Origin of the sequence: Roseovarius amoyensis (assembly GCF_003260265.1) — a bacterium.
GTDB classification, from domain to species: domain Bacteria; phylum Pseudomonadota; class Alphaproteobacteria; order Rhodobacterales; family Rhodobacteraceae; genus Roseovarius; species Roseovarius amoyensis.
The window spans coordinates 16,754-28,611 of sequence record NZ_QITQ01000021.1 but is presented as its reverse complement, the minus strand read 5'-3'; the positions used below and the strand labels follow the sequence as shown (position 1 = coordinate 28,611).

Here is an 11,858-nt window from a genome sequence, read left to right as displayed (position 1 = left end):
TTGATACACGCGCCGGGCGGGGATTGGTCGAGCACACCACCGTTGGACGGCGTCGCAGCCGTCACAAAAGGTCGAGCGCGCGTTCCGGCGGGCGGGCGATCACTGCGCGGCCAGAGGCGAAAACCACCGGGCGTTCGATCAGCCGGGGATGTGTGGCCATCGCCTCGATCAGCTTGTCATCCGGGTCTGTCTTGCTCAGCCCCAGCTCGGAAAACAGGGCCTCGCCCGTGCGCATCATCTCGATTGCGGGCAGGTCCAGCAGCGCCTGTGCCTCGCGCAGCTCTTCCGCACTTGGCGGCTCGTCCAGGTAGCGGCGGATCGTTACCTCCTCGCCGCGCTCCTGCACCAGCGCCAGTGTCTGGCGCGATTTCGAACATCTCGGGTTGTGCCAGATCACCGTCACAGCCAGTCCTCCGTACTTGTTCCCACCGCCTCGGCCACCGAGGTAAATCCGTCGCGTTCCAGCAGGGCGTCAAGGCCCCGCGTGATTTTCCCGATCAGGGAAAACCCCTCATAGATTATGGCCGAATAGACCTGCACCGCGCTGGCGCCGGCGCGGATCTTGGCATAGGCGTCCTCGGCCGAGGCGATGCCGCCGACACCGATCAGCGGTATCTGTCCGCCGGTGGCCCGCGCCAGCCGCGCCAGAACCCGCGTCGACGACTCGAACAGCGGTTTGCCCGACAGGCCGCCGGCCTCTTGTCGTGCGGGGTTCTGCAGCCCGTCGCGTGACAGCGTGGTGTTGGTGGCAATGATGGCGTCCGCACCCGACTGCATCGCCACCTGCGCGATCTGCTCGATCTCGTCACCGGTCAGGTCGGGGGCGATTTTCAGAAAGACCGGCACTGGCCGCGCCAGCGCGTTGCGCACCGCGATCACGCCTTTCAGCAGTCCCGCCAGCGCCTCGGCCCCCTGCAGCTCTCGCAGGCGTTCGGTGTTGGGGCTGGAGACGTTGACAGTGGCGAAATCGACATGCGCGCCACAATGGGCCAGCACGCGGGCAAAATCGCCGGCGCGGTCGTCGCTGTCCTTGTTGGCGCCCAGATTGATGCCGATCACCGCATCATCCGGCCGGCGGGCAAGGCGCGCGGTCACGGCCTCCATCCCGTCATTGTTGAAGCCGAAGCGATTGATCACCGCCCGGTCCTCGGGCAGCCGGAAAAGCCGTGGGCGCGGGTTGCCGGGCTGGGGGCGCGGCGTGACGGCGCCCACCTCGACAAAGCCGAAGCCGGCGCGCGATAGTGGCCCCAGCGCCACCGCGTTCTTGTCGAATCCCGCCGCCAGCCCGACCGGGTTGGGCAGGTCGAGCCCGGCAAGCCGCGTGCGCAGGCGTGGTGTTGAATAGGACCCCGGTCGCGGTGCCATGCCGGTGCGGATGGCCAACATCCCCAGCTTGTGCGCGGTTTCCGGGTCGCAGTGGTGCAGCAGTCGCAGGCCGATCGTTTCAAGCGCGCTCATGCGGGGGCCTTTCCGGGGCCGACGATATCCTCGGGAAAGACGTGCCGCCCGTTGACCAGCGGCAGCGGGTCGGTGCGCACAATGTCCGAAAGCCGCAATTCGCGGTAGAGATGCGGAAACAGCGCGCCGCCGCGTGATGGCTCCCACCTCAGGGCGTCGCCCAGCGTCTCGGCCTCGACGCAAAGCAGGGTCAGATCCTCTTCGCCCGCGAAATGCCTGGCCGCTGTTTCGGGTGCCTGTTGGGGCGTCGAGAAATGCACGAACCCGTCAGCCACATCGACTGGCGCGCCATTGGTGGCGCCGTCGCGGCGCAGTGCCGCCCATTCGTCGGCGCGCAGTATCTTGAGGATCAGCATGACCCCCTGATGCCCCGCCGCCCGGTGCCGGTCAAGCGCATTGCGGTTGTCTTTGCATCCTGCATCGACCACAGCCTATGTTGCGCCGCAACACACCCATTCGGAGACGACGATGGACACAGTGCGCGACCAGTACGAGGCCTTTCCCTATCCCGAGCGCGACCCCGAGGATGAGCGCAAGAGGCTGGTGACGGGTTCGCCCTCGTTGCCGCAGGAGATCGACCATTTTGTCTTCGGCGGCCGGCGTGACTGGTCGAAACCCTTGCGCATCCTGGTGGCAGGGGGCGGTACCGGCGACGGGCTGATCCAGTTGACGGCGCTGCTGTCGCGTTGGAAGAAACCTTATGAGGCGGTCTATATCGACCTGTCGGAGGCATCGCGCGCGGTGGCCGAGGAACGGGCCAGGGTGCGCGGGCTAACAGACATCCGCTTTGTCACCGGCAGCTTGCTGGATGCCGCCGATCATGGCGAATTCGACTATATCGACTGCTGCGGCGTGCTGCACCACCTGCCCGAGCCCGAGGCAGGCTTTGCCGCGCTGCGCGGCGCGCTGGCCCATGATGGCGGCATGGGGTTCATGGTCTATGCGCCCTATGGCCGGTCCGGCGTCTATCCGTTGCAAGAGGCGTTTGGCACGCTTTTCGGCCACCTGCCGCCCAGGGACCGCCTGCGCGCGGCGCGGCAGGTGTTCGACCGGCTGCCCGAGGGGCATCCGTTCAAGAGCAATCCCAACCTCAACGATCACAAGAACGGCGATGCTGGGTTTTATGATCTGCTCTTGCACAGCCAGGACCGCGCCTATGACGTGGCTGCCCTGAACGACACATTAGAGCGCACGGGGTGGAGCCTGAGCGGCTTTACCGTGCCGGCGCTTTACGATCCGGCGCGTTTCGCCGAGGTGCCCGAGGGGCTGGGCGAGGTTGAAAGGATGGCGCTGGCCGAACGCCTGCTGGGCACGATCCGCACCCATACTGGTTACGCGGTGCCGAAAGAAACGGTGACCGGCCCGGCCAGCGGGCGAAACCGCGGGTTGGTGCCCCATCTCAAGGGCGTGCAGCCCGGGCCGCTGGCGCAGGCGGTGGCGCGGGGGCAGGCGGTGAACCTGGGCTCGAACGGGATCACCGAGGCGCTGCGCCTGCCGCGCGAGGCAGCGCCGCTGATTGCCGCCACCGACGGGCGGCGCACGCTGGACGAGATCGCCGCGCGCGCCGGCGCCGACCCGATCGCCTTTGGCGCCGCCTGGGGCACGGTCGAGGCGCGGCTGGCCCCCTGGGGGATGCTGCTTTATTCGTCGGTATTGCGCTGAGGGCGGCTCACAGGCATGTGCAAGGCGGGTGGATGGACGGGGCGTGGCGGCGCGGCTAGGGTCGGCGCCATCGCTGGGAGACCGGAGGGGCGATGGCCGCAGGTGGTGCGATAAGAGGCTGGATCGACGCGGTCGTCTGGGACCTGGGGCGACAGTTGCGTTGGTCGTTCCTGCCGCCGCTCATGGTCTATTTCGCCTATGGCTTTACCGGGCTGACGGCGATTGTCGGCACGTTCTTCGTCAAGGATTATCTCGGCCTCTCTGCCGCCTACCTGGCCGGGCTGGCCTTTTGGGCGGGGCTGCCCTGGGCGCTAAAGATGCCGCTGGGGCATTTGGTCGATCTGATCTGGCGCTGGAAATGGCTGCTGGTCTGGCTGGGTGCGGCGCTGTTGGCGGTCAGCGTGTTCATCATGTACCTGGTGATCCGGCAACCCGACCTCATGCGGGGGATGATGCCGCTGGAGGCATGGTTCGTCACCAGTTACCTGCTGGCGCCCTGCGGGGTGGCGTTGCAGGATGCGGTTGCCGACGCCATGTCTGTCGAGGCGGTGCCGAGGGCCGATGCCGACGGCAACCCCATCCCCGAGGATGAAGAGCGCGCGATGCACGTCACCATGCAGACGCTGGGGCGTTTCGCGCTGATCAGCGGCACGGTGGTGGTGGCGGCGGTCAACATCTACATGTTCAGCGGGATCGAGGCGCTGGACGATGCCGCCAAGTCCGACATCTATGCCAGGATATATCTTTCCGCGCTGGGCATTCCACTGTTGTCGGTGTCGGGGGTGGTGCTGGCCGGCGTGCAGAGACACCTGACACGCCGGCGGATGATCCGCGCCGGGCTGTCCCCCGAAAAGGCCGACGCCCTGCTTGACCGCCCGACCGAGGCGGCCGAGGCCAACCCGTGGTATTTCATCGGCGGCGCGGGCTTCGCGGCGCTGACGCTGGCCATCGGTCTGGGGGATGTGCCCTATGGGCAGGAGATCGTCTTTGCTGGCTCGATGGCCATCGTGATCCTGCTGATGCGCCAGCTTGTCGCCGTGCTGGAGCCGTCGCAGGCCCGCACGCTGATCGGCACCTCGATCATCATCTTCGCCTTTCGCGCCACGCCCCTGCCCGGCAACGGGCAGACATGGTTCGAGATCGATGTGCTAGGGTTCGACCAGCAGTTCCTGTCGGTGCTTTCGCTCATCACCTCGGGGCTGACGCTGGTGGGGATGGTGGTGCTGCGCCCGCTGATGGCGCATCGCTCGATCGTCTATATCGTGGTTCTGCTGACCATCGCCGCCGGGCTGCTGAGCCTGCCCAATATCGGGCTTTACTACGGTATCCAGAACATCACCGCGCCGCTGACGGGCGGCATTGTCGATGCCCGGTTCATCGCCGTGCTCGACACCGCCATCGAATCGCCACTGGGACAGGTGGCGATGATCCCGATGCTGGCCTGGATCGCGCGCAATGCGCCTGTCGAACTGAAGGCCACGTTCTTTGCCGTGATGGCGTCATTCACCAACCTGGCACTGTCGGCATCCAGCCTGGGGACCAAGTACCTCAACCAGATCTACACCGTCACGCGCGAGGTGACGGACCCCGTGACCGGAGAGGTCATCGTCGCGCAGGACTATTCCCAGCTTGGCTGGCTGCTCCTGATCGTTGCGGGCATTTCCGTCGGGCTGCCGCTGTTGGCGGTGGTTTTGGTCCAGCGCACGAGGCTGCGCAGCACTGATTAAGGCTTGCGGGCGCGGGCGCACTGCCAATACTGCGAGGCATGATGGGTGGTATCTTACGACATGCGGCATGGCTGGTGCTGATGCTGATGCTGACGCTGGCACTGCCGGCGTCGGCGGCACGCCTGACCGTGTTCGCCGCCGCCAGCCTCAAGACCGCGCTGGATGAGGCCGTCCCCGCCTATGCCGCGCAAGGCGGGGAAAAGGTGACGCTGTCCTATGCCGGCAGTTCCGTGCTGGCCCGACAGATCGCGCAGGGGGCGCCGGCGGATGTGTTCATCTCGGCCAATCCGCGGTGGATGGACTGGCTGGAGGGCGAAGGCCGGATCGAGACCGGAACGCGCGCCAACATCCTGGGCAACCGCCTGGTGCTGATCGGCCCGGCGGACGCGGCGTCACTGACGATCACGCCGGGGATGGACCTGGCCGACCGTCTGGGTGACGGGTGGTTGGCGATGGCGCTGGTTGATGCGGTGCCCGCCGGCATTTATGGCAAGGCGGCGTTGCAAAGCCTGGGCGAATGGCAGGCGGTGGCGGACAAGGTGGCGCAGGCCGACAACGTGCGCGCCGCGCTGATGCTGGTGGCGTTGGGCGAGGCGGCGATGGGCGTGGTCTATGCCACCGATGCGGCGGCAGAGGATGGCGTTGCGGTGCTGGGCATGTTCCCGACCGACAGCCACCCGCCGATCATCTATCCGGCGGCGGCGATCCGGGGGCGGGCCGGCCCGGACGCGCGCGCCTTTCTCAGCTATCTGCACGGGGCCGAGGCGGCGACGATTTTCCAGCGCCACGGCTTTGCCGTGCTGCCGCAATAGGGCAGGGCGGGGCGATGGGCTGGCTGGGCGCAGAGGAATGGCAGGCGGTGGCGCTGTCGCTGCGCGTCTCGCTGTGGGCCACGCTGGTGGCGCTGCCGCTGGGTCTGTTCACCGCTCACGCGCTGGCGCGGTGGCAGTTTCCGGGCAAGCAACTGGTCAACGGGCTGGTACACCTGCCGCTGATCCTGCCGCCGGTGGTCACGGGCTACCTGCTGCTGCTGACCTTTGGCACCAGCGGGGCGCTGGGCGGGGCGCTGGAAAACATCGGCATCGTCTTTGCCTTTCGCTGGACGGGTGCGGCGCTGGCGGCGGGGGTTATGGCCTTTCCGCTGATGGTGCGCGCGATGCGCCTGTCGATCGAGGCAGTCGACCCCAAACTGGAAGAGGCCGCCGCCACGCTGGGTGCCTCGCGCCCCTGGGTGTTTGTGACCGTCACACTGCCGCTCATCCTGCCCGGAATTCTGGCCGGGGCGATCCTGGCCTTTGCCAAGGCGATGGGCGAATTCGGCGCCACCATCACCTTTGTCTCCAACATTCCTGGCGAAACCCAGACCCTGCCATCGGCGGTATACGCCTTTTTGCAGGTGCCGGGGGGCGAGGGGCCGGCGTTGCGGCTGGTGGTCGTGTCGGTGGTGATCGCCATGGGTGCGCTGCTGGCGTCCGAGGCGGTGGCGCGGCGCGCTGCGGCAAGGGTGGGCGGCGCATGACCCTGTCGGTCGAAATCGGTCACGCTGTCGGTGCACTGCGGCTTGACGTCGCGTTCGAGGCCCCGCCGGGCGTGACGGTGCTGTTTGGCAGCTCGGGGTCGGGAAAGACATCCGTCGTCAACGCTGTTGCCGGGCTGTTGCGGCCCGACCGAGGGCGGGTCAGCGTGAACGGCTGGGAACTTTTTGACACCGAGGCGCGGCGCTGGCTGCCGCCGCACCGCCGGCGGCTGGGCTATATCTTTCAGGAAGGGCGGCTTTTCCCCCACCTGACGGTGCGGCAGAACCTTGTCTATGGGCGCTGGTTCGCCCCGACGCGCGAACGCCGCGAGAGCCTGGAAAAGGTGGTCGAGGTGATGGGCATCGGCCAACTGCTGCCGCGCCGACCCGGCGCGCTGTCCGGGGGCGAGAAACAGCGTGTGGCCATCGGCCGGGCGCTGTTGGCGGGGCCGCGTCTGTTGCTGGCGGATGAGCCGCTGGCGGCGCTCGACGAGGCCCGCAAGGCTGAAATCCTGCCGTTCTTCGAGCGGCTGCGCGATGCCTTTGAGGTGCCGATCCTGTATGTTACCCACTCTGCGGCAGAGGTGGCGCGACTGGCGACCACCGTCGTCGTGCTGGAAGGCGGGCGTGTCGTCCGCCAGGGCGCGGCGGACGAGGTGCTGTCCGACCCCGCGGTGATGCCCACCGGCGTGCGCGCCGCCGGTGCCCTGCTGGTGGCGCGGGTGGTGCGCCACCATGCTGACGGGCTGACGGAGCTCGACGCCGGTGGTGTGCCGATGTTCCTGCCGCATATCGACCGCGAGGCGGGACACGAAGTGCGCCTGCGCATCGCCGCCCATGAAGTGATTCTGTCGCGCGAGGCGCCGCAGGGGCTGTCGGCGCTCAACATCCTGCCGGGTCGGGTGGCGGCCATGCGTGAGGGCGCCGGGCCGGGGATGCTGATCTCGCTCGACACCGCCGCCGGCACGCTGCTGGCGCGGGTCACCAGGCGGTCGGCCGAGGCGCTGGCGTTGGTGCCCGGCGCGCGCTGCCACGCGGTGATCAAGACCGTGGCCATCGCGCCGCTGGATGTGGGCGGGGTCTGAACGCGCCGGGCGGGCAAGACCACCACGGGGGGCGGCAAACTGATTTCTTGACGTGCGCCCGACCTTTGACCGACACTGACTGGACCTAACCCGCCGCAACGGGGCCGGGCCCGGCCCAGACCCCGGCCGGCGGGCGGGGCAGAACGACAGGCATGACGGGCCGCGGCGGCCACTCGCCGTCCCCTGCGCCGACCGGGCAGTGCAGACAACTGCGGGTTTGGCAATAAGGGAGGTACATCATGCGGGTCTTTACGGTCTTTGGGCCATCGCAATCGGGCAAAACAACACTCATCGATGGCCTTGCCGGGCTTGAGGAGCAGCGCCCGCAAACCCTGGGCATACCCGGCGTGGCAAAGGTCACGCAGTTCGGCTTCATGGGGGACGACTGGACAGCGGTCGACATCGCCGGCGGGGCGGAAAACCTGTCCACCGCCGGGCCGGTGCTGGCAGGGTCGGATGCGGCGGTGCTTTGCGTCGGGGCGGATCCGCAAGCCGCCGTGCTGGCGGCCCCCTATTTCCGGCTGATCGAAGAGGCAGGGGTTCCCTGCTTTCTTTTTGTCAACCGGATCGACGCTGCCGAGGGCCGCATCAGCGAAGTGATCTCGTCACTGCAGGCCTATTGCCGCCACGGCATCGTGCTGCGGCAGGTGCCGATCCGCAAGGACGGGCAGGTCGTCGGTGCCGTCGACCTGATCTCGGAACGGGCATGGCAGTACCGCGAGGGCGAGCCGTCGCTGCTGGTGGAAATCCCCGAGGCGGTGCAGGGCCGCGAACAGGAGGCCCGCACGGAACTGCTGGAGGCGCTGGCGGATTACGACGATGCGCTGCTGGAACAGCTGATCGAGGACCAGCAGCCGCTGACCGACGACATCTACCATACCGCGACGACCGTGTTGCAGCATCACGACCTTGTGCCGGCACTGCTGGGGTCGGCGGAACACCGCAACGGCATGCTGCGGCTGATGAAATCGCTGCGCCACGAGGTGCCGCGCGTCGAGGCGGCGACCGAACGGTTGGGGCAAGACGACGCGCCGGTTGCGGCGGGGCTGTTGGCCGATCATGTCAAGCACCTCGGAAAAACCGTGCTGATCCGCGCGATGGGGGCCGGTGTCGCCAACGGCCAGATGCTGGCGGGAAAGACGGTTGGCAGCATCACCGGGCTGGATGCCAAGGCACCGCAGCCCGAGTTGCAGCCCGGCCAGGTGGGGCTGACGATGAAATCCGATCACCTGTCGGTGGCGCAGGTCTTTACCGCCGAGGGGGCGGCGCCGCTGCCCGGCTGGGCGCAGGCCCACGTGCCGGGCTATCGCCGGTTGATCGAGCCCGCGCATGAACGCGACGACGCGCGCCTGTCGGCGGCGCTGGAACGGCTGTCCGAGATAGATTGCGGTATTTCCATCGAACAGGACCCGCAGTCGGGCCACGCGTTGCTGGCCGCGCAGGGGCCGCAGCATTTTCGCCGCTGCCTGGCCAAGCTGTCAGATGGTTTCGGCATCGAGGTGGCAGAACTGCCCGTGCCGCCCGCCTATCGTGAAACGCTGCGCAAGCCGGTCACGATCCACCATCGCCACCGCAAGCAGTCCGGCGGCGCCGGGCAGTTCGCCGACGTGGTGATCGAGGTGAAACCGATGCCGCGCGGCGGCGGCGGGGTGTTCGCCGAGACGATCAAGGGCGGCGTGGTGCCGCGCAACTTTATCCCCGCAGTCGAACACGGCGTGCAAGAGGCGCTGACCGAGGGGCCGCATGGCTATGCGGTGGTCGATGTCGCGGTGACGCTGACGGATGGCAAGTATCACAGCGTCGACAGCTCGGATTTCGCCTTTCGCACCGCCGGCAAGAACGCGATGAAAGAGGCGATGGCGGAAAGCGGCACCATCGTGCTGGAGCCGATCGCACAGGTGCTGATCCATGTGCCGTCGGTCCATGCCGGGGGGCTGGTGCCGACGATCTCGGGCATGAAGGGGCAGGTGCTGGGGTTCGAGGGGCACCCCGAGGCCGCCGGATGGGACGTGTTCCGCGCCATGCTGCCGATGACGGCGCTTGACGACCTGACCAACGCGCTGGCCAGCGCGGCGCGCGGCACCGGCTGGTTTACCGCCGAGTTCGATCATTACACCGAGCTGCGGTCAGAGGAATTGGCGCGCGCCTGAACGCTTCGGTCGACAAGGCCGCGGGTCGCAGCCCGGGCGCGTGGTGGCAAGCAGCCATCCGGATCGCACAACCCTCCTCTCCCGCCCCGGGTTTGACCCGGAGCCTCATGACCTTGACCAGAGGTTGGGTAAAGGTCCGATCTATCCGGTATGATCGCCGCGCAGCACGGCCAGTGCCTCGGCCAGGTCGAGCGCGCCGTCATAGAGCGCGCGACCCGAGATCGCCCCGTCTAGCGGCGCGCCGCAATCGCGCAGCGCGATCAGGTCGTCGATCCGCGACACCCCGCCCGAGGCGATGACCGGGATCGAAACCGCCCGCGCCAGTGCTGCCGTGGCCGCCACGTTGGGCCCCTGCATGGCGCCGTCGCGGTCGATGTCGGTATAGATGATCGCGGCGACGCCGGCGTCTTCGAACGAGCGCGCCAGGTCGGTTGCCTCGACCTCGGTTTCCTCGGCCCAGCCGCGGGTCGCCACGCGCCTGCCGCGCGCGTCGATGCCGACCGCCACCTGCCCGGGGAATGCCCGCGCCGCCTGGCGCACAAGGTCAGGGTTTTCCACCGCCACCGTGCCCAGAATCACCCGTCTCAGCCCCTTGTCCAGCCAGCGTTCGATCGTCGCCATGTCGCGGATGCCGCCGCCCAGTTGGGCCGGGACCGATGTTGCGGCGAGGATCGCCTCGACCGCGCCGGCGTTCACCGGCTCGCCCGCGAATGCGCCGTTGAGATCGACAAGGTGCAGCCATTCGCACCCGGCGGCGACGAATTCGGAGGCCTGCGCGGCGGGGTCGTCGTTGAACACGGTGGCCTTGTCCATCTCGCCGCGCAAAAGGCGTACGGCCTGGCCGTCCTTGAGGTCGATGGCGGGGTAAAGGATCATCGCAGGTCTCCGCAAAATGGCTGGCCGGGCTTTTGCACGTTGCGTCACGGAATGCAACGCGACCCCACGTCAGCCTTGATCGTGCCGGGGCGAGGGGAACAGACTGTCCACACGTCAAGGAGGAGGAGAACGAGAATGAAGATCATGGCACTGGCCGCCCTTGCGGCATTCATCGGCGCCGGGGCCGCGCTGGCCGACCCGGCCGAGGGGGCCTGGCGCACCCAGCCCGGCGATACCGGCGGTTATCTGCACGTCGATATCTACGGTTGCGGCGATGCGCTGTGCGGGGTGATCCGCAAGGCCATCAGCAAAGACGGCACCGAGCGCACTGATTACGAACACCTCAACCGGCGCATGCTGTGGGACATGCAGCCCCAGGGCGGCGGCGCCTATGGCGGCGGCAAGATCTGGACCCCCGACCGGGACAAGACCTATAACTCGAAAATGCAGCTCAGCGGCAACAGCCTGACGGTGAAGGGGTGTGTGCTGGGCATCTGCCGGGGGCAGACCTGGTCCCGGTTGCGCTAGCGCCTACCTGGCGATGCTGATCTGGTTGCGTCCGGCGCGCTTGGCGGCATAGAGCGCCTCGTCGGCAGCGGCGATGGCGGCATCCATCGCCGCCGGGCTTTCCACCTTCGCCACCCCGAAACTGGCGGTCACGGGCAGGCGTTCGCCCTCGATCAGAACCGGTTTTTCGCGCAGGCGGGCGCACAGCCGTTCGGCCACGCACGCGCCTTCGGCCAGAGTGGTGCCGGGAAGCAGGATCAGGAATTCCTCGCCGCCGAACCGGGCGACGACGTCCTCGCGCCGGCAATTGCGGATCAGCGTCGTCGCCACCTGCCGCAGCGCGGTGTCGCCGGCCAGATGCCCGAACCGGTCATTGAAGATCTTGAAATGGTCGATGTCGGCGACGATCAGCGTCATCGGGACGTTGCCGAATTCGATTGCGCGTTCATAGAACCGCGCCCGTGTCACCGCCCCCGTCAGCGGATCGTGCAGCACCGCCTGCCGCAGATCCAGGGTCAGGCGGTGAATGTCGCGCAGCCGCAGCCCGACGGAAAACGATGCCGGTGCCGCCAGTGCCAGTGTCATGACCGAGACGGGTAACCGCATCTGCGCGATCAGGTCGGTCGGGATCAGCACGCTTTGCAGCGCCAGGTTCGCCAGCACCGCCGCCGCCGTGACCGTGACCGAGAACGTGCGCACATCGCGCAAGTCCCGCAACTGCAGTTCCATGATGCGTTCCCACTTCTTACCCGTCCACGAGTCTGCGGCCCATTCGTTAACGGAATGGCAAGACCGCCACCGCGCATGCGCCCAAAATGCACCGAATTTTGTGCAACATTTGCGCAACTGGCCGGCTGACCGCCCTCTCGCGGTCGAA

12 protein-coding genes are annotated in these 11,858 nt (G+C 67.7%); 7 read left to right on the top strand and 5 right to left on the bottom strand.

Features of this window, described 5'->3' with window-relative positions; genetic code table 11:
- Positions 1 to 61 precede the first annotated feature (61 nt).
- Genes arsC through DL899_RS15225 form a run of 3 tightly spaced genes read right to left on the bottom strand, consistent with a single transcriptional unit; the run spans position 62 to position 1,814 of the window.
- Positions 62 to 403: an arsenate reductase (glutaredoxin) gene (gene arsC, locus DL899_RS15235; RefSeq protein WP_111735222.1), complete on the bottom strand. Its 342-nt coding sequence runs from the start codon at positions 401 to 403 to the stop codon at positions 62 to 64.
- Positions 400 to 1,458, bottom strand: coding sequence for a quinone-dependent dihydroorotate dehydrogenase (locus tag DL899_RS15230; protein ID WP_111735221.1), 1,059 nt, complete (start codon positions 1,456 to 1,458; stop codon positions 400 to 402). Before DL899_RS15230 ends, arsC begins: the two co-directional genes overlap by 4 nt.
- Positions 1,455 to 1,814 carry a DUF952 domain-containing protein gene (locus DL899_RS15225; protein ID WP_111735241.1) on the bottom strand — a complete coding sequence of 120 codons (360 nt, stop codon included), beginning with the start codon at positions 1,812 to 1,814 and terminating at the stop codon, positions 1,455 to 1,457. The genes DL899_RS15230 and DL899_RS15225 overlap by 4 nt, the downstream gene beginning before the upstream one ends.
- A gap of 112 nt (positions 1,815 to 1,926) precedes the next feature.
- On the opposite strand from DL899_RS15225, the gene DL899_RS15220 reads away from it, so the two are divergent.
- The 6 genes from DL899_RS15220 to DL899_RS15195 all read left to right on the top strand — a co-directional run bounded on the left by DL899_RS15220 (position 1,927) and on the right by DL899_RS15195 (position 9,598).
- Positions 1,927 to 3,120, top strand: a complete 1,194-nt coding sequence (locus DL899_RS15220; protein ID WP_111735220.1) for a class I SAM-dependent methyltransferase — start codon at positions 1,927 to 1,929, stop codon at positions 3,118 to 3,120.
- Positions 3,121 to 3,212: 92 nt separating this feature from the next.
- Positions 3,213 to 4,847, top strand: coding sequence for an MFS transporter (locus DL899_RS15215; RefSeq protein WP_111735219.1), 1,635 nt, complete (start codon positions 3,213 to 3,215; stop codon positions 4,845 to 4,847).
- 38 nt (positions 4,848 to 4,885) lie between these two features.
- Entirely contained in the window at positions 4,886 to 5,659 is a 774-nt protein-coding gene (gene modA / locus DL899_RS15210) for a molybdate ABC transporter substrate-binding protein (RefSeq protein WP_204355321.1), read from the top strand.
- Between the two features lie 14 nt (positions 5,660 to 5,673).
- Positions 5,674 to 6,366 (top strand): molybdate ABC transporter permease subunit, encoded by a 693-nt coding sequence (gene modB, locus DL899_RS15205; protein ID WP_111735218.1) that lies wholly within the window; start codon positions 5,674 to 5,676, stop codon positions 6,364 to 6,366.
- A complete protein-coding gene (modC, locus tag DL899_RS15200; protein ID WP_111735217.1) occupies positions 6,363 to 7,448 on the top strand; it encodes a molybdenum ABC transporter ATP-binding protein in 1,086 nt (361 codons plus the stop codon). The genes modB and modC overlap by 4 nt, the downstream gene beginning before the upstream one ends.
- A 239-nt stretch (positions 7,449 to 7,687) precedes the next feature.
- The gene (locus DL899_RS15195; protein ID WP_111735216.1) at positions 7,688 to 9,598 is read left to right on the top strand and encodes an elongation factor G; all 1,911 of its coding nucleotides are present in this window, start codon (positions 7,688 to 7,690) and stop codon (positions 9,596 to 9,598) included.
- A gap of 141 nt (positions 9,599 to 9,739) precedes the next feature.
- On the opposite strand, the gene hisA is transcribed toward DL899_RS15195, so the two are convergent.
- Entirely contained in the window at positions 9,740 to 10,474 is a 735-nt protein-coding gene (gene hisA, locus DL899_RS15190) for a 1-(5-phosphoribosyl)-5-[(5-phosphoribosylamino)methylideneamino]imidazole-4-carboxamide isomerase (protein ID WP_111735215.1), read from the bottom strand.
- Positions 10,475 to 10,609: 135 nt separating this feature from the next.
- Here hisA and DL899_RS15185 point away from each other — a divergent pair, with 135 nt between their 5' ends.
- Positions 10,610 to 11,002, top strand: a complete 393-nt coding sequence (locus DL899_RS15185) for a DUF2147 domain-containing protein (protein ID WP_111735214.1) — start codon at positions 10,610 to 10,612, stop codon at positions 11,000 to 11,002.
- A gap of 3 nt (positions 11,003 to 11,005) precedes the next feature.
- On the opposite strand, the gene DL899_RS15180 is transcribed toward DL899_RS15185, so the two are convergent.
- Positions 11,006 to 11,710: a GGDEF domain-containing protein gene (locus DL899_RS15180; protein ID WP_111735213.1), complete on the bottom strand. Its 705-nt coding sequence runs from the start codon at positions 11,708 to 11,710 to the stop codon at positions 11,006 to 11,008.
- Positions 11,711 to 11,858: the final 148 nt, after the last annotated feature.